Here is a 19,610-nt window from a genome sequence, read left to right on the forward strand (position 1 = left end):
GACTGAACGGCATTACCCACGGCCCGGCGCCGCTTGGCGGGGTCGCGGTGCCATGCGGGGGTTCACGTCACCACGCCCGGTACCGCCGTCAGCTGCTGGTAGCCCCCGCTGCGGTGGCGGACCGTCAGTACGATCTCGCGGCCGGAGCGGGCGTGGGCGACGGCTCGCGCGAGGTCGTCGGCCGTGTCGATGCGGGTACGGCCGAACACGAGCAGTACGTCACCGCGGACCAGGCCCGCCGTGTAGCCCGGACCCGGGACATGGACACCGACGACCAGCGCGCCCGCCTTCTCGGCGTCCACGACCTCCAGACCGAGCGTCGCGACGGCGGGCGCGGCCGAGGGGGCGGACGTCGGTGTCGCGGACGGCCGGGCGGGACCCGGGTGCGCCGGGGTGGACGGGCCGCCCGGGCTCAGGCCGACCTGCCGTTGGAGTTCGGCCAGTCTGCCCATGCCGATCAGAGTGGTGCCCACCGTGCCGAGGCCCACCCCCGACAGCACCAGGACGGCCGCGACGAGCAAGCCGGACAGCACGCTCGTGAACCGGCGTCCGCGCCGGCGCGCGGCGTGCGGGCGCCGGGCGGACCCGGGCTTCCTGCCACCGCCGGTCTCCTGACCGGGCATCGGCTTGGGGCGCAACGCTGTCTGTTCCATGGATCGCCTCCGGCTGGATCACCACCGGGTGGTGACTACCCGGCGCGCGGGCGCGTGACGAGCCACGAACGAGTGAGACTGACGGGTGGTCAGGAGTGGGAAGCGGCCGGAACCAGCAGGTCCCGGGGGGCCGCGGCGCTCCGCGCAGCCGCGCGGAGAGCGGCGTGCGGGCGCCGGACGGTCGCGGAACCCGACGCGGGCGGGCACCCCGCCCCCGACCGACCCGCCAGCCCCCACCGACCCGCCCGCTCCCGACCGACCCGCCAGCCCCCACCGACCGACCCGCCCGCTCCCGACCGACTCCGCGTGCCCCGGCCGACTCCGTGCGCCCCGCCCACCGCAGTCCCGTCAGCCCGCCACCGGCAGTGTCGTCGGGGCCCTGTCCGGGAGGAAGCCGTGGGTGCGGCCGGCCAGGTAGTCGGCCTTGTAGCGGTCGACCGTGCGGTGCCAGTGCAGGATGCCCGCCATCCAGTGCTGGAGGTCGGTCACATAGCCGCGCATCACCTCGCGTGCCTCCTCCGAGAGCCCGAAGTCGTCGTACACGACGGGCAGTTCGTTCGCGGCGACGTGCTCGAACTGCTGCATGCGCTGGGTCATCAGGTCATGGACGACCCGCAGCGCGGTCGGGTAGTCGATGCCGAAGAAGTTCTGCACGACGAGGATCGCGTTGTGGATCTCGCCCTCGTACTCGATCTCCTTCTGGTACGAGAAGACGTCGTTGAGCAGACAGGCGTAGTCGACGGCGGCGTTCTCCAGGGAGCGGACCGGTCCGCTGCGGTAGACCTCGGGCGGGACGGCGGGGCCGTGGCCCATCCGGCACATGCTCATGGTGAGGTCGGAGCCGAAGGTGGCGCGCCGCATCTCCAGATAGTCGACGGGGTCGGGGACGCGGTGGTGGATCTGGTTGGCCAGCTCCCACACCCAGCTCTCGGTCATCGCGTTCACGGAGTCCTTGAGGGTGCGCCGCTGGTCGGGGGTCATCTCGGCCGTGGTGCGGGCCCACAGATCGGTCAGGCCCCGTTCCATGCCGTTGACGGGCACGAGGGTCTGCTCGCCGTCGAGGGGCATGCACTGCGAGAGACGGTGGGTGGTGAGGCGGGCGGCGGCGAGGTCGCGGCGGGCTCCGTAGACGAGGGGGTAGTAGTCGTCGCCGTAGGTGCCCCAGGCCAGCCAGTGCGAGCTGAGGTCGAGGGCCTCGGCGCTCGCGTCCGGGTCGATGCCCGCAGCACACAGCGGGAGGTCGGCCGCGTCGAGCCGGTCCTCGTCCCAGACGCCCTCCTGGAGCATGCCCATGCGGTGCATCCACGCGGTGAGGCGGGGCCGGGCGCCCGGCAGGTGGGGGCTGTGCTCGACCTGGAACGGCATGTGGAAGTCGGGCAGCAGTGACGGCCCGACCTTCTGGAACGGCACATGCGTGTGGGCGCGCAGCCGCTCCGCGCCGGCCGCGGCGAGCAGGGCGCCGACGTCGGCGGCCGAGGTGCCGGGGCCGGTCAGGTTCTGCCAGGGGGAGGTGGTCTCGGCCCGGGCGTTCATGTAGCGGCTGGAGCGCATGTGCCATTCGTGGCCGCCGGACTGCCAGTCCTGGAGTCCCTGCGTGTACTTGGCGACGGCAGCGACCTCGGCCGGGGAAAGACCTTCCTCCAGGGCGACGGCGGGTACCTCGGTCAGCGCGGTGTGCTCGAACTGGTGGAGGCGGGAGGTGAGGACGTCGTTGACGGTGTCGGCGGCCTCCTGAGTGGTGCAGCCGAAGAAGGTCTCCAGGACCAGGACGCCGTTGCTGAGTTCGCCCTCGTCCTCGACCTCGCGCTGGTAGGAGAACAGGTCGTTGCGCAGGTGGACGGCGTCGGAGAAGGTCTCCATCAGGACGCGCAGCGGTCGTGACCCGGCGACCGCCGCCGGGACTTCGGCCGTCGCGTACTCCACCAGGCCGGCCGACCAGGGGGCGCCGCCGACCTTGCGGCGCATCTCGATGTACTCGACGGGGTTGGCGATCCGCCCCTCGTTGATGTTGGACAGCTCCCACAGGGACTCGTTGAGCAGATGCTCGGTGGCGACGGCGAATCGGCGCCGCCAGTCGACGGACATCGACGGCACGGTCCGCGTCCACAGGTCGGCGAGGCCCGCCTCGACCGGGTTCTCCGGCTCGGGCATCGGGGTCGACAGGTCCATCGGCATGAACAGGGGCAACCGGTCGAGATAGGCCTTGCCGCCGGCGCGGTCCTGCGTGCGCTTGAAGGTCTCCAGGAAGTGGTCGTCGAAGAAGAACACCCACACGTACCAGTCGGTGATCAACGAGAGCGCGGGGCCGTCGCAGTCGGGGTGTGTGTAGGCGCAGAGCAGGCCGTAGTCGTGCGCGTCGAGGTCGGACTGCTCCCAGATCCCGGACCCCTCCAGCATGCCCATCTCGCGCGCCCACGCGGTCGAGTGGGCGCGCGCCTCGTCGACGTGCGGGTTCAGCCGCGCGGGGTACGGCATGTAGAAGTGCGGGAGTTCGAAGGGCTGCTGCGTCATGAGCCGGGCCCTACCCAGGGCCCTCAAGCGCCATCCGCGAGCCGGGACATGATCACACCATCGCGTGAATCGGGGCTGAACCCGGGCACGGTGGAGGGGGTTTGTGACGTTCCCCGCTCCGCGCGGGGCCACGGACTCGGGCAGCCCCCGGACGGCGACCCGGCCCCGACGCCCGGGGAGACCCACCGGCAGGTCCAGGACGATCCCCGGCGCACCTCGTGCTCGCTGTGGCTGCCGGCTGCCACCGCCGCACGGCCCGCCACGCCCGGCCGGGTCGCTCGGGAGATCCCGCCGGACTTCGCGCCCCCGGCTCCCGCTGCTCCCCCGGCACCGCGCACCCGCTCGACGCTCGGCACTCGGGGCTCCACCCCACAACCGCCGCCGGGCGACGTACGGCGGCCTCGAACCCGGCGGCACCAGCACCTGAGCCGGCGGCTGCCGAACCCCGGCTCACCGAACGGGGACGCCGTCAAGTTCCGGCTGATAGGCCCGGGCCGACAACGCGACGATCTCTTCTCATCCCTTCCTCCTTGACGTCATCGCCCCTCTTTGACGTCATCGGCAGGATCAAGTCCCTTCCGTACCGCGTGACATGAGAACCTGAAATCGGGAGAGGGGTTCGGACGTAGCCGTCGAGGTGTGTGCCGACAGGGGGTCCTCGATGTTCGGGGCAGAATTGTTCACCCAGACCGCTGCCGCCGCCGCGGGCACGATGGTGGGGCTGATGACCACGGACGCCTGGCAGGCGGCCAGGCACCGGATCGCGCGGTTCCTGCGCCGGGAGGACGTGGAGCGGCTGGAGGCGGCCCGGGCGGAGCTGGACGCGGCGCCGCCGGGGCGGCAGCAGGTCATCCTGCGACAGCAGCGGGAGGAGTGGGGCAGCACCCTGCGCGGGCTGCTGGACCGGAATCCGGAACTGGCCGGGCTGCTGGCCGAGTTCGTGCAGGAGTTCTCCGGTGTGGTCCGCCCGGTCTTCATCCAGGCCCAGCAGCCCGCGGCCCCGCTGGAGCCCGCCCGCGCCCCGGGCGCGCTGACCGTGGCGCCTCCGCTGGGCCGCCTCGACCGCCGGGTGCGCGGCCGTGGACCGCTCCTCGACACCCTCAAGCAGCTGGTGGGCAAGCCGACTTCGGGTGTGCGGGTGCTGCACGGCATGGGCGGCAGCGGAAAGACCACGGTCGCCCTGGAGATCGCCGCCCACGCCGCCGCCCTCAACGTCGACGTGTGGTGGGTGACGGCGAAGAACCCCGCCGCGCTGAGCGCGGGCATGCGCGAGGTGGTGGCGGCGCTCGGCACCCCCGCCGATCTCATCGACCGTGCCTGGTCGGGGCGTTCGAGCGCGACCGACCTGCTGTGGCGTCGGCTGTGCGACACCGCGAGCCCCTGGCTGCTGGTGGTGGACAACGCCGACGAGCCCGAACACCTCGCGCCCTACGGCCGGTTGGCGGAGGGCACGGGCTGGATCCGGCCCGCCGCCGAGCTGCCGGGACTGGTGCTGATCACCAGCCGGGACAGCAGCCCGACGACCTGGGGGCCGTGGGCCACGCTGCACTCCGTGGACGCCCTGGAGGAGGACGACGCGACCGAGGTGCTCTGGGACCTCGCCGGGGAGCGGGCCGGTTCCCGCGAGGACGCCCGGATGCTGACCCGGCGGCTCGGCGGGCTGCCGCTGGCGCTGCGCATCGCCGGCTCGCACCTCGCGGCGGCCTCCGCCTTCCCCGCCTGGCCGGGCACGACGACCGTACGGACGTACGCCGACTACCGCGTGGCCCTCGACGAGCGCTTCACCGAACTCCTCGACGAACGTCCGCCCGGGCAGCAGGGCGGCACCTACTCGGTCCCGGTGACCGGCACCTGGGAGCTGTCCCTTGACCTCCTGGAGCGGCGGGGCATCGCCCAGGCCCGGCCGCTGATGCGGCTGCTGTGCTGCCTGGGCGAGGCTCCGGTGCCGCTGGTCGGTCTGTTACGCCCGGACCGGCTGGCGGCCTCCTCGCTGCTGCCCGGCGTCACACCGCAGGAGCTGTACACCGCGCTCACCGCGCTCGCCGACTTCGGCCTGGTCGAACTGCACACCCCGCCCGGCGGCGACGACCACGCCCGCACCCTGGTGCTGCATCCGCTGGTCCGGGACGCCGGCCGGCTCCAGCGGGACCTCGCCGAGCACTGGGAGGAGTACGCGGCCGTCGTCGCCGACCTGGTCGTGTGCGCCACCGCCGAGCTGAGCGAGGACGACCCGCGCGACTGGCCGCGCTGGCGGCTGCTGCTCCCGCACTGCGACGCCCCGCTGGCCCTGATGGGCGACCCGTACGAGGCCGAGGACGAGCTGGTCTCCAAGGCGCTCAGGGCGGCGGCGGCCGGGGCCCGGCATCTGTTCCGGCGGGGCTGGCTGGACCGTGCGGAGGAGGTGCTCGACGCCTGCGAGCCGGTGGTGCTCGCGTGCGGCCCGAATGATCCCGACGCGCTCGAAGTACGCGCCGCCGCGGCCCACTTGCTGCACATGCGCGGCCGGCTGGCGGCGGCCGAGTCGCTGTTCCGCACGGTGCTGGCGGACACCCGGGCCCTGTTCGGCGACGCTTCCGGCGAGACCGCGGACGCCCGGTACGCGCTCGCGAACCTGCTGCACGGCCGGGGCCGCCCGGTCGAGGCGGAGACCGAGTACCGCGCGGTGCACGCCACGCGCCGGGCCCTGCTGGGCGAGCGCGACCCCGGGACCCTCGCCGCCCGCAAGGGGGTGGCGTGGATGGCCCGCTACCGGGGGCTGCTGGCGGAGGCCGAGGAGGAGTACCGCCTGCTGCTGGACGCCTACCGGGAGACGCTCGGCGCCCACCACCCCGACACCCTGGCCACCCGGCACGAGATGGCCCAGGTGCTGCACGAGCGCGGCATGTTCGGCCAGGCCGAGGCGGAGCTGCGGGAGACGCTCCAGGTGTGCACGCGGGTGCTGGGCGAACGCCACCCGAGCACGCTCGCGGTCCGGCACGACCTCGCCGGCGTGCTGCGCGACCGGGGCCTGCTGGCCGAGGCCGAGCAGGAGTTCCGCACCGTGCTCGCGACGCGCGCCGAGGCCTACGGCGAGGATCACCCCGAGACCGTGTCCGCCCGGTACGGCCTGGCCACGGTGCTGCGCGACCGGGGCTGGCCCGGGGACGCGGAGACGGAGTTCCGGGAGGTCTTCGAGGTGCAGCGCCGGCTGCTCGGCGACATGCACCCGCACACCCTGGAGGTCCGCCACAACCTGGCCGACCTGCTGATGGAGCGGGGGCAACTGGAGGCAGCGGAGGCGGAGTTCAGGGAGGTGTACGCGGCGCGGCGTGAAGTGCTGGGCGAGCAGCACCTGTTGACACTGTCGGTACGGCACGGCGCCGCGCACGTCCTGCATCTGCGGGGCCGCACCGACCGGGCGGAGACCGAGTACCGCACGGTCCTCGCGGACTGCGTCGACACCCTGGGACCCCGTCACCCCGGCACGCTGGCGGTCCGCCACAACCTCGCCGACCTGCTCAAGGACCAGGGCCGGCTGGCGGCCGCGGAACAGGAGTTCAGGGAGGTCTACGAGGCCCGGCGGACCGTGCTCGGCGAGCAGCACCTGCTGACCCTGTCCGTACGGCACGGCGCCGCGCACGTCCTGCATCTGCGCGGACATGTCGAGCGGGCGGAGGCGGAGTACCGCACGGTGCTCGCGGACTGCGTGGAGACGCTGGGCCCACGGCACCCGGGGACCCTGGCGGTCCGGCACAACCTGGCCGACCTGCTCTGCCTCAAGGGTGAACTCATCCAGGCGAGAGCGGAGTTCACCGAGGTACGGGAGGTCTGCGAGGAGGTGCTGGGGGCACGGCATCCGCGGACCCTGGCCGCAGGGGAGGCGCTGGCCCGGCTGCGGGCCGCGGAGGGGGATCAGACGCCCCGCGACCCCGACTCGGCAGCCGCCGGTTCGTAGCCCGGGAAGCGGGCCGGGATCTGCCCGAGGTCCCAGAGCGCGAGCACCTTGTCGTCGTAGAAGTCGTCGGACTCCTCGTCGCCGATGACCTGGAGCGGCTCGGGCAGACCGAAGGGCGCCTTGCACAGGTCGATGGGTCGCCACCAGCCGGTCACGATGTCGGTGTTGGCCGGGGTCCGGGAGAAGGTCGTGGTGAGCAGATAGCGCGAGCCGCTCTCCCGGAACCGGGTCAGCGCCTCCACGACATGCTGGTAGGAGAAGTGCACGAGGGCGTCCCGGCACACGATGAGGTCGACGCGCGGCACGGGCTGCGCGGTGAAGTCGAGCAGCTGGAACTCCCGCCCGGGCGCGGAGTGGTCGGCGCTGTTGGCCGCCACGAGTTCCGCTACGACGTCGCCGCCGAGGTAGGTGGCGCCGTGCAGGTCGACGTGTCGCATCCAGTTGAAGTCGCCGCAGGGCGCGTCCAGTACCGACCGGACGCCCAAGTCCGCGATGAGGAGCCCGAGTCGGGCGATGACCCGCTTCATGCGTTGCAGCTCGGAGCCCGGTCCGGAGCGGGTCTCGTCGGAACCCCAGCGGTTGGTGCGGTAGATGTCCGTGAACACGTCGTGGAGGTCGGCCTCGTCACGCGGGTCGGTGACGTCGAGGTAGCGGCGTGCGTCCACGTCGTAGACGGGCTCCCCAGGATTGCTCAGGTACCGCGGGGTCAATGGGGTCCTCTTTCGCTGCCCGTCGGCGGGACGTACGGCAGCCCACCGGTACAGGTCGGCAGCATAACGCTCCTCAGGGCCGGACCTGGATGAGCGCACGGGTGCCGCCGGTCCGCCAGCGCTGCCCCTCCGCCTCGACCAGCGCGGCCTCGGTGCGGGCGTCGAGCCCGGTGACCACATCGGACTTGAGGGTGCGCAGCGCGGCCACCGGTCCCGGGAAGCGGGCGGTCGCCTCGGCGAAGGACGTGGTCGGCGGCCACCACCGGTCCCCCACCAGGCGCCGGTAGTTGAGGTCGCCCTTGAGGACGGTCAGCGCGGCCCGGCCGATCTCCGTACGCAGGTCGTCGGGCATGTCCGCGTAGGGCAGCGGGGCGCACGAGAACGGGTGCGCACGGACGACGAGCCGTCCGTCCGGCACGGCGTCCCACAGCAGCCGTCCGTACCGCCCGGCCTCCCCCGGCGCCTGCACCAGCCGGCGCAGGGCGTCGACGACGTCGGCGTTGGTCGCGTCGGAGACGTAGTAGGGGTACGGCTTCACGTGCAGGACGGCCCGTTCGATCCGCCGGTGCTCAAGAAGGTGGGCGAGGAGGAGCAGGTCGGGGACGAGTTCGCGGCCGGCGTTGTCGGCGATCAGGCAGAGCGTGCCGGTGCCGTCCAGCAGCGCCCACAGCCTCTCGCTGTCGTCGGCGACCAGATCGGGTACGGCGTCCCGGCCCTCGGCCGCGCCGTCCGAGAGCCGGAACCCCAGGTCGGCGCGGTTGCCCCAGAGCGACCCGTGCAGCAGGGCGGCGGCCCGCTCCTCGACGGGCCGCGAGGCGAGTTCGGACAGCGCGGCCAGTTCCTGGTCCGTCTCCGGGGAGTCGAGTTCGGCGAGCTTGGAGGGCCGGAAGGGGTCGATGCCCTGCCAGGGGCCGGGCGCGAAGTAGCCCACGGCGTCGAGGAGCCGGCGGTAGAAGTAGCTCTCCGACCACAGCCAGGGCACGTCGAACCAGGACTGTCCGGCATAGGTGTCGATCCCCCACTCGGCCCACGCTCCGCCGGGGAGGGGTTCGATCACACCCTTGGTGCAGTTCTCGAGCAGGGCGTCGAGGGCGCGGTGCTGCTCGGGGCCGTAGGGGAAGGCCTCCCGCACCTGCGCGATGATCGCGGGGTGCCGCTCGGCGAGCACGCTGTGGGGGAAGGAGCCGGGTTCACTGGCGAGGACGACGGCGGCGCTGGGAGACATACGCCGACTGTAACCACCTCTCAGCCGGCCCTCGACTCCTGCTCCAGCTGACTCACCAGGGTCAGATACCTGGCCCGGCGGGGCACCGGCACCAGGCCCCGGATCATGACGTGCCACATCTGGGCGAGCCGCCGCGGCTGCCGTCCCACCGGCTCCAGGTGCCGTCCCACCACGCGGGTGCCGACGAAGAAGCACACGAGTGAGTGCGCCATCGCGTCCACGTCGGTGTCCGGGTGGAGGTCGGACTCCTTGACCGCGCCGAGGAGTTTGGCGGTCGCGAGGTCCAGCCACTCCGTGAACGGGTGCCGCAGCGGCTCCCGCACCTCGACCCCGCCGGTGGCGAGCCGGAGTCCGGCCCGCAGCACGGGTCCCTCGACCGACAACCGCGCTATCTGGAAGGTGATCCGGACCAGCGCCTCCAGCGAGGTGCAGCCGCGGGCCTCCACGTCCCCGGTCACCTGCCGCGAGGTCCGGGACTGTATCTCCATGATCGCGTGGGCGAGGTCGCCCTTGGCCGCGAAGTGGAAGTACAGCGCCCCCTTGGTGACTTGGGCGTGCTCGACGATGTCGCTGAGACTGGTCGACTCATAGCCACGACGGTCGAACAGATCGGCGGCGGCGGTGATGATCGTCGCTCGGGTCTGTTCAGCGCGTAACTGCCTCGGCATCGACTGCACACTCCTGAGAAGGAAAAGAACGGGGCATGCCGTTTGTTTCTAACTCTCCGTACACGATAACTCACCCCGCGACGGCGCCCACCCGGCACTCGAAGGCCACCGACTCCCCTTGCATTGCTACGACTTGTACGTCTGCGCCGTCCGCACGGCTCACCTCGATCCAGACCGGTCTGTCGAGTTCGGTGAACTGGTGAAACACGGCATGGAAGGAGGCGGGCGACGGGCCGTCCGGACCGCCGTGCGCCCGTGCGGCCTGGCGGGCGGCCTCCAGGAGGAGCATGCCGGGGACGTGGTCCAGCGGGTGGTCGAAGAAAACGGGGTGTGCGGTATCGACTCTGAGCCGCCAGCGGTCGGGGCGGCCGGTGGGCGACAGAAGCACGTCGGCGCGCAGGGCCCGTCCCACCGTGGCGGCCGGTAACGGTTCCGGAGGCGGCTGGGGCAGGCGCAGGGCCCCGACGTCGGCGGTGCGTCCCCCGCGCATCCGGCGGTAGACGGCCTCATTCGTCCAGCTCACGACGATGCGACCGGTTCCGACGCGTTCCGGGCCGAGACGCACGACGGCGTCGTAGCGCAGTCCGGCGGGGCGGCCCGCGGGGCGGCGGACCACGTCGACGGTGATGTCGACGGCGGGCTCGGCGGGGGCGGAGCCGACCGCCAGATGCTCGGGACGGGTGTCGACCCGCAGTTCCCGGAGGACGAACTGATGACCGATCGGAACCTCGTAGGCGGTGTGGGCGAGCAGCGCCCCGCACTGGCGGACCGTTTCTGCCACCAGGAGCGGCTCATAGGCCGAGCGATCTGCCGACACGTGTAACTGATGGGCACGCGGCCACTGGGCGGTGACGGTGAAGCGGTCAGGGCCCGTCCTGGTCCATCCGGTGAGAAGGGTCTCCGCGACGGACACGCGGTGCACGAGCTCACGGGGGACGGTCGCCGTCAGGGGCCCGGCCTCGGACGGGAGTTCCGCGAACTGCCGCGGCTCTGGCATGTCTCCCCCTCGTTCCCCCGAAGCGGTTCCATGGAGCGATGACGGACGGCGAGGTGCCCGTGCCGGTGAGCGATAGAGTACGAGGGATTCCGGTCTGTTTTCAATGTGACCTGACCGAGACCGGAAGAGACCCGACTCGGCTCATGGGAGGGGTACTTGTGGCGAGACAGGAGCGCGCCGTCAGGACACGCAGGACGATCCTGGAGGCGGCGGGCGCCGTCTTCGACGAGCACGGGTACACGGCGACCACCATCGCCATGGTGCTGGAGCGGGCCGAAGTCACCAAAGGCGCCCTGTACTTCCACTTCCCCTCCAAGGAGTCCCTGGCCCAGGCGGTGCTCGACGAGCAGCTGTCGCTGGGGGACGTGCCGCCGCATCCGTGCCGGCTCCAGGAGATCATCGACATGACGTTCGTCTTCGGGCACCGGCTGCGGGGCAACTCCCTGCTGAAGGGGAGCGTGCGCCTGACGATGGACCAGTGCGCGCCGCCCGGGGTCGATCACACGGGGCCGTTCAGGCTCTGGAGCGACCGTGTGGTGGAGATGCTGCAAGGGGCCCGGGACCAGGGCGAGTTGCTGCCCACGGTGCAGCCGCGTGACACCGCGGATCTGCTGGTGGGGGCCTTCGCCGGGGTGCAGCTGATGTCCCGTGCGCTGCACGGCCGCGAGGACCTCGGACACCGCATCTCGGTCCTGTGGGCCCATCTGCTGCCGAGCATCGCGGTGCCGGGGCTGCTGAGCGGACTCGACAGCCGGCCGGACCGGGGGGCGCGGGTGCTGGCGTCGGCTCAGAGCGGTGAACTGGTGGGTGCCGAGGCGTGAGGTGCGGGGCGCGCCTCTGAGTACGACACACGCGGGACGGGTCGGCCGGTGCTGCGTACGCACAGGCCGACCCGTCCCGTCGAAGCGGGAGGCTCAGAAGGTCAGCTTCCAGCTGTTGAGCGTGCCCGTGTCCTGCGCGGCCGTGTCCTGGACGCGGAGCTTCCAGGTGCCGTTGGCGGTCTCGGAGGAGGCGTTCACCGTGTAGGTGGTCTTCACGTCGTCGGCGGAGTCCGAGCTCGCCGTCTTCAGGCCGTACACCGTGCCGTCCGGGGCGACGAGAGAGATCACCAGGTCACCGCGGTAGGTGTGGGTGATGTCGACGCCGACCTGGAGGGTCGAGGGGGCGTTGCCGCTGCGGCCGCTGACGGTGACGGGTGACTCGATCGCCGATCCGTTGTCCGGGATGGCGACGGCGGTGGTGCTGGAGAAGGTCGTGCCCGTCGTCGTACCGCCGCCGCTCACGGCCGCGACGGTCTTCGCCGCGTCCGCGAGACCCGCTCCGCAGCCGCCGGAGCAGGCGCCGGGCAGCGGACGGGCGTTGTTCTTGATCGCGGTCTCGATCTGCGCCGGGGTCAGCGCGGGGTTCGCCGACTTCACCAGGGCGACCAGGCCCGCGATGTGCGGGGTGGCCATGCTGGTGCCCTGGTAGTAGGCGTACGACTCCGAAGCGGGCGTCGAGGCACCGGAGTTGAGGGTGGACAGGATGCCGTTGGCGGTGCCGGTGCTGGTCTGGCCACCGGGGGCCGAGATGTCCACCAGGGAGCCGTAGTTGGAGTAGGAGGCCTTGGCGCCGGAGCGGTTGGTGGCGGCGACCGAGATGATGTTGTTGCAGTTGCCCGGGGAGTGCCCGGAGACGTTCTCGTTGTCGTTGCCGGCGGCCACGACCACGGTCGTGCCGCGGCTGACGGCGTTGTTGATGGCGGTCTGGGTCGCCGAGGTGCAGGCGCCGTCGCCGCCGAGGCTCATGTTGATGACCTTGGCGACGTTGGTGTTGGCCGGCACGCCGGAGACGGAGCCGCCGGACGCCCAGGTGATGGCGTCGATGATGTCGGAGTCGTAGCCGCCGCACTTGCCGAGGACGCGCAGCGGGGAGATCTTCGCGCCGTACGCGATGCCCGCGACACCCTTGTTGTTGTTGGTGACCGCGGCGATGGTGCCGGCGACGTGCGTGCCGTGCCAGGAGGAGCTGGAGGCCGGGATGCCCGCGCCGCACGCGTTGGCGGCGTAGTAGTCGCCCGGGTCGGCCGGGTTGCTGTCGCGGCCGTCGCCGTCGACGGAGACCGCGGTGTCGGAGATGAAGTCGTAGCCGGCGACGATGTTCGCGGCGAGGTCGCTGTGGGTGACGTAACCGGTGTCGATGACGGCGACGGTGACGCCGGTGCCGGTGGAGGTGGTCCAGGCGCCCGGCACGTTCATGCCCGCCGTGCTCTCGAACAGGTCCCACTGCTTGGTGTACTCGGTGTCGTTCGGGTCCGCCTGCGGCTTGTTCAAGCGGTCCGGCACGACGTAGGCGACCTGCGGGTCCGCCTTGAACTCGGCGACGGCGTCAGCGACTTGGGCCGTGCTGGGGTTCGCGCCCAGGTCGACCAGGGCGGCCCCGGTGCCGAGTCTGCGCTGGAAGTCGGCGTCCTTTGCGGCGGCGTCGGCCTCGGCGGCCTTGTTCGAGGTGGCCTCGGCGGCACCGGACTTGTAGCCGACGATCAGGCGCTCGGCCTGGATGCCGGGGGCGGCCTCGGTGAGCGCGGCCGGGACGGCGGCGGCCTCGGCGGGGGCGTCCTGGGCGACGGCGACGGATGCGGTGCCGACGGAGAGCAGGGCCGCGGAGACGGCGGCGGCGGATATCAGCTTCCGCCGGAGGGAGGGGGAGGTACGCAAGGATCTTGCCTTTCGTGGCCGTGCTCCGGGCAGCGCGGAGCGGCAGTCAGTTCGCTTCGGCGATGAAGCGGCGTGGGGTGATGCCATGAGCGTCGATTCGCTTCACGCGGAAGCGAGGTGAAGCCAGGAGCGCGGCGGCCGGCCGGGCAGAGACGGGGGTGCGTGCGTGACCTGTTCGGGGTTACCTGTGGGTCAGCTGTGGTCGAACGATAGGCAAAGAGCTGGTCATGCGGATACAGGGGAAACCCTTGAAGCGGCCGGGAACACCCCCTTGCCGATGGCCGGTTGACCGATGACGGCCGCTTTGACCGCGTCTGCCCGCGGACGGACGGGGGGCGCCGGAACAGGTCGCGAGCGAACGTTCCGGTGTGCCGGTGAACGCGTGGGGTCCGCGCCGCGTACTGCACGGAAGCCCGTCTTTCCCGCGCCGCCCGAGGAGGCGTTCCGGATGGCCCGGATGCCCTGGACCACAGCCCGTCGTACGAGTGCGGCGGTCGCCGCCCTGACTCCCTTCCTGCTGACCGTGTTCGCGGCGGCGCCCGCGCAGGCGCACGGCGCTCCCACGGATCCGGTGAGCCGGGTCTTCGCCTGCTCCCCCGACGGCGCCTCCACCGGCACCGCCGCGTGCCGGGCGGCCGTCGCGGCGAACGGCTCGCCCTTCACGGCGTGGGACAACCTGCGGGTCGCGAACGTGAACGGCCGGGACCGGCAGACGATCCCGGACGGCAAGCTGTGCAGCGGCGGGCTGCCCGCCTACAAGGGCCTGGACCTGGCCCGCTCCGACTGGCCGGCGACCCGGCTCTCCCCCGGTGCGACGCTGACCATGAAGTACATCTCGACGATCCCGCACACCGGCACCTTCCGGATGTACCTCACCGAGCCGGGCTACGACCCGTCGAAGCCGTTGAGGTGGTCCGATCTGCCGGAGCAGCCGTTCGCCCAGGTGAAGGACCCGGCGCTGACGAACGGGGCGTACCGGATCAGGATGACGCTGCCGCAGGACCGCACGGGCCGGCACGTGCTGTACACGATCTGGCAGAACAGCAGTACGGCGGACACGTACTACTCGTGCTCGGACGTGGTGTTCGCGGCGGCGGCCGGGAAACAGGCCGCCGGGTCGGGCGTCGCCGCGTCTCCGTCCCCCTCGAAGGCCACGGAGAAGGAGTCGGGGAAGGACGCCGCGAAGGAGGCGGCGAAGAAGGAGCCCGCGAGGAGTCCGACGGCGTCGGCTCCCGGCGTGCCCGCCACGCCGACTTCCTCCGTGGCCGGTGCCGCGGCCGCGGCGGCCCCCGACTCCACGCCGGTGGCCGCCGACTCGAAGCCGTCCGCGCCCATGCTGGCGGGCGGCGCCGCCGGGGTGTTGGTACTCACCGGTGGCGCCGCCCTGGTCCTGCGCCTGCGTCGGCGCTGAACTACCGGGTCACGGAGTTCAGTTGACGTAGACCGCTTCGCCGCCCGCCGTCACCGGGCTGTACTTCGCGGTCCAGAAGCCGTTGGCGGGGCACAGCGAGGAGCCGGAGGTGCGGGTGAACTGCTGGTTGGAGAACTTGATGCTGTTGTCGCTGTTGTCGGCGGTGCCGGACAGACCGGCCGCGGCCTGGTAGACGCAGCTGACGCTGCCGAGCAGGGTGCGCAGCACGACGGTGGTCTGGATGGGACCGCTGGTCGGGGTCACGGAGACGGCGCCATCGGAGGAGACGTCGGTGTTGTAGGCCAGGTTGTTCACCGTGATGCTGGTGACACCGAGGACGCCGATCACGTTCGAGGTGCAGTTGCCGAAGGTCTGCCCGGTCAGGGACTCGACGGCGGTGCCCGGGGCGGTCGGGTTGCTGCCCACCGTGGCGGTGAACGTGGAGGTGCCACAGGTGATGCCGCTGGTGCCGGTCGCGGTGGAGTAGAGGGTCGCGGAGGTGCCGCTCGCCAGGGACGCCGTGATGGTCGAGCCCTCGGCGACGCCGGGGCCGCCGACGGTGCCGGTGGTGAGGACCGCGACGTCGTCCGCGGCGGCGGGGGCGGAGGCGGCCACGGCCACGGGGAGCGCGAGGGCGGCGGCAGCGGCGGTGAGGGAGACCAGAGAACGCATACGCATGCGGGATTGCCTCTTTCATGAGGTGAGGGTGGGTGAGGGGGGAGCGCGGACGCATGGCGGCGTCCGCCGTTGCCGACCCGTCACGCCTTCTCCGTACGTGACGGACCGGCAACGGCAGCCGGCCGGTGACCGGCCGAGGCCCTATGGGGGAGGGCTCCGGTCGGGCCGGGCGGGAGGTGGCCGGCCCGGTGCGACCCCGGGGGGAAAGCGGTCGCACGGGTGCCGGTGGAGGGTCGAGCTCGGGCGGTGAACAGCCCGTGAAGGACAGACGGTCCGGGAAAGCGGACAGGTACCGCCCGAAGGCTTGGATCCGGCGCCACGGATCCGGGGGAAGCCAGGAGAGTTGTAGACCTGATCATGCGTCAACGTCAAGGCATCGAAAGGCAGTTGATCTTCAATCAGCGCTTTTTTCTGCATGTCGGACCGTTGTGGATCACGGATGGCACATAATCAACACCCTTTACTCACAACTTGCTTGACCCACGAGCGTAACCGCCGGTAACTTCCGTGGCGTTACTGCGGAGTACGCACCGGAAAGCCCTTGCAGCCGCCGGGAGGTGTGAAGGGGCGTGCGCCGCAGCCGATGTCCGCGCCAGGACACCGAGCCACTGAAGCCGCACATCCGCACGTGAGCCCCACTTGCGTTGACTAAGTCCCTGGGAGCAGCACATGGCCTCGTCCGTCGGCAACACCTTCGAGACCCCCGAAAGCGGTTCACCACAAGTCCCCGACGGCTCCGCGAGACGCGGACGGGTTCGGGGCCGCCGGGCCGCGATCATGGCGGTGCCGGCCGTGGTGATCACCGCGGGTCTCGCGATCATGACCGCCGAGGGTGCGCTCGGAGTCCAGTTCGCCATCTCCGGCATGCCGTTCACGGTCACCGCGACGGAGCTGAACGGCACCGGGTTCGAGCAGTTCGGCGGCCTCGACAACATGGCGGACAACAGCCCGAACGCCGGTGACACCGGTGGGCAGGTCCTCATCATGACCTCCGCCATCAAGAACGCGACCCTCACCAAGCTGTGCCAGAGCGTCGACCTCGGTGGCACCAACCTGCTCATCAAGGCGGGCCAGGGCAGCAAGAAGGTCGAGGCGACCGACCTCACCACGGACTCCACCGAGCTGTCCGGTGACGCCTCCTTCAACAACATCGAGATCGGCAACGACGCCAGCACCCTCACCAAGGCGGGCGTCAAGGGCCCCATCGGCGTCTTCAGCCAGCAGGCCGACACGGTCTACATCGCCAACCTGCGGCAGACCAACTACGCCACCACGGCAGGGGTCTTCAAGCTGCCCGGCCTCAAGATGAGCTTCAGCAGCTCGGGTTGCTGATGGAGAGCCAGGAGCCGCTGGACGGCCAGGAGCCGGTGGACGGCGGCCGGCCCGTCGACGGGGGGCAACCCGCCGTCGGACAGGACGCGTTCACCCGCTGGGTGTACGGACGCCCCTTTTTCGGCGGGCTGTGGCTCACCCTCGGCGGGGCCTGGATCCTGCTCACCATGAAGGCCTCGATCAAGGTCGTCATGCATGTCGGGATGCAGGGGGTGGCGGGCTACCTCCTGCCGACCCTGATGCTCCTGGTGGGTCTGCTGATCCTCTTCAGCCCGGGGCAGCGGCTGTTCTACTCGATCGTCGGCGTCATGTGCTCCATGGGCACCTGGCTCACCTCGAACCTGGGCGGCTTCATGGTCGGCCTCCTGCTGGGGGTCGTGGGCAGCGTCCTCACCTTCGGCTGGCTGCCCGAGCAGGACCAGCGGGTGAGCCGGCGCGACCAGCGCAAGCAGGGGCAGCAGACGGCGCAGGACGGACCGTCGTACGACACCGACCGGCCCGAGAACGGCACGGCCGGGATGACCACGGGCGCCCCGCAGACCGCGCAGTGACCCGAACCCCGCGCTAGCCACACCCCCGCGGACCGCCGGATCCGCATCCCCTCCCGGGACCGAACCGCGCAGGCACCACCCGTTGCACCGGGCAGCCTGCGCGGTTCGCCGCGTTCGCCCAGGGCGCCGTGGCACTGTTGCATGACCCCCGGCAACCCGCAATCACCTGCGCACCCTCCACCGCACCCCGCAATCACCCGCCACCCTCCAGCGCACTGCGCGGACACCGCCCCGCACACTCACACCCCCCTCACACCCCAGGCAGCCTGCGTGGCTCGACGCGTTCCTCTCGGGTGCTGGTGCCGTCGCGGGTGACGGTCCAGGCGGACTTGCCGGGGATCTCCGTGACGGCCTCGACGAGTTCGGTGCCGCGGTAGACGAGGCCAACGCCGTCGTCCGTGCAGTGGGTCTCGGGCAGGGTGCCGTCCGCCACCAGCCGGTGGACCAGGGGGCGGCGGCCGGGGTCGCTGTCGTAGTGCACCCCGTTGCCGTACGGCAGAAGGCCCAACCCGTCGGTGAGCGGGCGGAGTTCGGGGCCGTACGAGTCGGTCGTGCCGCCCTCGAACCAGCACAGGGAGCCCGCGCTGACACCGCTCAGCACCACGCCGGACTGCCATGCCCTGCGCATGATCCGGTCGAGGCCGTGGACCCGCCACACCGCGAGCAGGTTCGCCGCGGAGCCGCCCATCACCCACACCACGTCCTGATCCAGGACGGCGCCCTCGACGTCGTCCAGATTGGGCATGGGGAAGAGATGGAGCGGGGTGAGGTCGAAGCCGGCCACCCGGGCCGCCTCGTGCATCCGGGACGTGAAGTGCTCGGCGTCCCCGATGGCCGTACCGACGTACATCACGCGCGGTCTGCGCCCGTGGACGCCGGACAGGTCGACCGCGTGGTGGACCAGCGCGTGGAAGGACACCATGGTGCGGCCACCGGCGCGGTGACCTCCTGAGGTCGCGACGATCGTCGGTTCTGTGGCCATTCACGAGATCCTAGCCAGGGACGCGCGCCCGTCTCCGTCACTCCCCGCCGCCCCGGGCGGAAAGATCATTACGATGCGGAACCGAGAAGTCACTACAAGGGGCTGATCACTTGACTACCGGCGGTCACACGCGGTTGGCTCCTGGCCAGTGAAAGTTCAAACGGTCGACGCGCCCGCGTTCCGGCCGTCCTTTCGCGTTCCGCCTGCTCGGCCGCACAGCGAGGTGCCGCACCCATGAACCCTCCTCCCCCACCTCGGGCCCGCTCCGGATTCCTGTCCGCCGCCGCCGTGGCCTCCGTCGTCGTCCTGCTGCTCGCCGGCTGTTCCGGCTCCGGCTCCGGCTCCGGCGACACAGGACTCGCCGCGGGCACGGACGGCGCGGGCACCGCACGGATGAAGATCGCCCTGCTCACCCACGCCGGCAAGGACGACGCCTTCTGGGAGCTGGTGCGCAAGGGAGCCGCCACCGCCGCCGCGAAGGACGGTGTCGAGCTTGCCTACGCCAACGACTCCGACCCGGCGGGCCAGGCCCAGCTGGTGCGGGACGCGATCGGCGACCGCGTCGACGGCATCGCGGTGACCCTGGCCAAGCCGGCCGCCATGAAGGCACCGGTGGCCGCGGCCCTCGCGGCGGGCATCCCGGTGGTCGGTCTCAACTCCGGTATCGACGCCTGGAAGTCGCAGGGCCTGCTCGAGTACTTCGGCCAGGACGAGAGCGTCGCCGGCGCGGCCGTCGGGAACAAGCTGAACGGCCTGCGGGCCAAGCACGCGCTGTGCGTCATCCACGAGCGGGGCAACGTCGCCCTGGAGGCGCGCTGCGCCGGCGTGAAGAAGACGTTCGGCGGCGAGACCGAGAACCTCTACGTGGAGGGCACCGACTCCGACGCGGTGGACGCGGTGCTCACCGCGAAGCTGCGGCAGGAACCCGGGATCGACGAAGTCGTCACCCTGGGCGCGCAGTTCGCGCTGGACGCGGTGGGTTCGGTGAAGGCGGCGGGCAGCAGGGCCCACGTCGCCACCTTCGACCTCAACAACGACCTGGTCAAGGCGATCCGCGCCGGGAACGTACAGTTCGCGGTGGACCAGCAGCCGTACCTCCAGGGCTACCTCGCGGTGGACTCGCTGTGGCTGTACCGGCACAACGGCAACATCAGCGGGGGCGGCGTGGCCCCCGTGCTCACCGGGCCCGCCTTCGTCACCCGGACGAACGTCGCGGCCGTCGCGAAGTTCGCAGCCGCCGGCACCCGTTGACCCCGACCTCG

At 71.6% G+C, this 19,610-nt stretch carries 15 protein-coding genes; 6 read left to right on the top strand and 9 right to left on the bottom strand.

Features of this window, described 5'->3' with window-relative positions:
* Window positions 1–62 precede the first annotated feature (62 nt).
* Entirely contained in the window at window positions 63–653 is a 591-nt protein-coding gene (locus IF54_RS0101725) for a PDZ domain-containing protein (RefSeq protein WP_030313647.1), read from the bottom strand.
* A 348-nt stretch (window positions 654–1,001) separates the two neighbouring features.
* On the bottom strand, window positions 1,002–3,164 hold the full coding sequence (cyc2, locus tag IF54_RS0101730; protein WP_030313649.1) for a germacradienol/geosmin synthase Cyc2: 2,163 nt from the start codon (window positions 3,162–3,164) through the stop codon (window positions 1,002–1,004).
* A gap of 661 nt (window positions 3,165–3,825) precedes the next feature.
* Between cyc2 and IF54_RS39325 the strand changes: the two genes are divergently transcribed.
* Entirely contained in the window at window positions 3,826–7,098 is a 3,273-nt protein-coding gene (locus IF54_RS39325) for a tetratricopeptide repeat protein (protein WP_159002052.1), read from the top strand.
* Here the strand turns inward: IF54_RS39325 and IF54_RS0101740 are convergent.
* The 4 genes from IF54_RS0101740 to IF54_RS0101755 form a co-directional block, all read right to left on the bottom strand.
* The gene (locus IF54_RS0101740; protein ID WP_030313651.1) at window positions 7,056–7,808 is read right to left on the bottom strand and encodes a class I SAM-dependent methyltransferase; all 753 of its coding nucleotides are present in this window, start codon (window positions 7,806–7,808) and stop codon (window positions 7,056–7,058) included. The two genes, IF54_RS39325 and IF54_RS0101740, sit on opposite strands and share 43 nt — an antisense overlap.
* A gap of 73 nt (window positions 7,809–7,881) precedes the next feature.
* Window positions 7,882–9,033 carry a damage-control phosphatase ARMT1 family protein gene (locus IF54_RS0101745; protein WP_030313653.1) on the bottom strand — a complete coding sequence of 384 codons (1,152 nt, stop codon included), beginning with the start codon at window positions 9,031–9,033 and terminating at the stop codon, window positions 7,882–7,884.
* Between the two features lie 20 nt (window positions 9,034–9,053).
* A complete protein-coding gene (locus IF54_RS0101750; RefSeq protein WP_030313654.1) occupies window positions 9,054–9,701 on the bottom strand; it encodes a ScbR family autoregulator-binding transcription factor in 648 nt (215 codons plus the stop codon).
* Window positions 9,702–9,771: 70 nt separating this feature from the next.
* Window positions 9,772–10,698: a ScbA/BarX family gamma-butyrolactone biosynthesis protein gene (locus tag IF54_RS0101755; RefSeq protein ID WP_030313657.1), complete on the bottom strand. Its 927-nt coding sequence runs from the start codon at window positions 10,696–10,698 to the stop codon at window positions 9,772–9,774.
* Between the two features lie 158 nt (window positions 10,699–10,856).
* Here IF54_RS0101755 and IF54_RS0101760 point away from each other — a divergent pair, with 158 nt between their 5' ends.
* A complete protein-coding gene (locus IF54_RS0101760; protein ID WP_030313659.1) occupies window positions 10,857–11,519 on the top strand; it encodes a ScbR family autoregulator-binding transcription factor in 663 nt (220 codons plus the stop codon).
* A gap of 93 nt (window positions 11,520–11,612) precedes the next feature.
* Here IF54_RS0101760 and IF54_RS0101765 read toward each other — a convergent pair whose 3' ends face one another.
* The gene (locus IF54_RS0101765) at window positions 11,613–13,394 is read right to left on the bottom strand and encodes a S8 family peptidase (RefSeq protein ID WP_030313662.1); all 1,782 of its coding nucleotides are present in this window, start codon (window positions 13,392–13,394) and stop codon (window positions 11,613–11,615) included.
* A gap of 457 nt (window positions 13,395–13,851) precedes the next feature.
* Here IF54_RS0101765 and IF54_RS0101770 point away from each other — a divergent pair, with 457 nt between their 5' ends.
* Complete coding sequence (locus tag IF54_RS0101770; RefSeq protein ID WP_030313664.1) at window positions 13,852–14,805, top strand: lytic polysaccharide monooxygenase; 954 nt, start codon at window positions 13,852–13,854, stop codon at window positions 14,803–14,805.
* Between the two features lie 18 nt (window positions 14,806–14,823).
* Here the strand turns inward: IF54_RS0101770 and IF54_RS0101775 are convergent, their stop codons facing one another.
* Window positions 14,824–15,483, bottom strand: a complete 660-nt coding sequence (locus IF54_RS0101775; RefSeq protein WP_030313667.1) for a hypothetical protein — start codon at window positions 15,481–15,483, stop codon at window positions 14,824–14,826.
* A 669-nt stretch (window positions 15,484–16,152) separates the two neighbouring features.
* Here IF54_RS0101775 and IF54_RS0101780 point away from each other — a divergent pair.
* Window positions 16,153–16,815: a DUF6230 family protein gene (locus tag IF54_RS0101780; RefSeq protein WP_030313669.1), complete on the top strand. Its 663-nt coding sequence runs from the start codon at window positions 16,153–16,155 to the stop codon at window positions 16,813–16,815.
* A complete protein-coding gene (locus tag IF54_RS0101785) occupies window positions 16,815–17,366 on the top strand; it encodes a DUF6114 domain-containing protein (protein WP_030313672.1) in 552 nt (183 codons plus the stop codon). The genes IF54_RS0101780 and IF54_RS0101785 overlap by 1 nt, the downstream gene beginning before the upstream one ends.
* Before the next feature lie 250 nt (window positions 17,367–17,616).
* On the opposite strand, the gene IF54_RS0101790 is transcribed toward IF54_RS0101785, so the two are convergent.
* Window positions 17,617–18,348 (bottom strand): peptidase E, encoded by a 732-nt coding sequence (locus tag IF54_RS0101790; protein WP_030313673.1) that lies wholly within the window; start codon window positions 18,346–18,348, stop codon window positions 17,617–17,619.
* A 234-nt stretch (window positions 18,349–18,582) separates the two neighbouring features.
* On the opposite strand from IF54_RS0101790, the gene IF54_RS0101795 reads away from it, so the two are divergent.
* On the top strand, window positions 18,583–19,599 hold the full coding sequence (locus IF54_RS0101795) for a substrate-binding domain-containing protein (protein ID WP_030313676.1): 1,017 nt from the start codon (window positions 18,583–18,585) through the stop codon (window positions 19,597–19,599).
* The last annotated feature ends 11 nt before the right edge of the window (window positions 19,600–19,610 follow it).

It is taken from the genome of Streptomyces sp. NRRL B-3229 (assembly GCF_000719505.1).
Lineage (GTDB): Bacteria > Actinomycetota > Actinomycetes > Streptomycetales > Streptomycetaceae > Streptomyces > Streptomyces griseorubiginosus.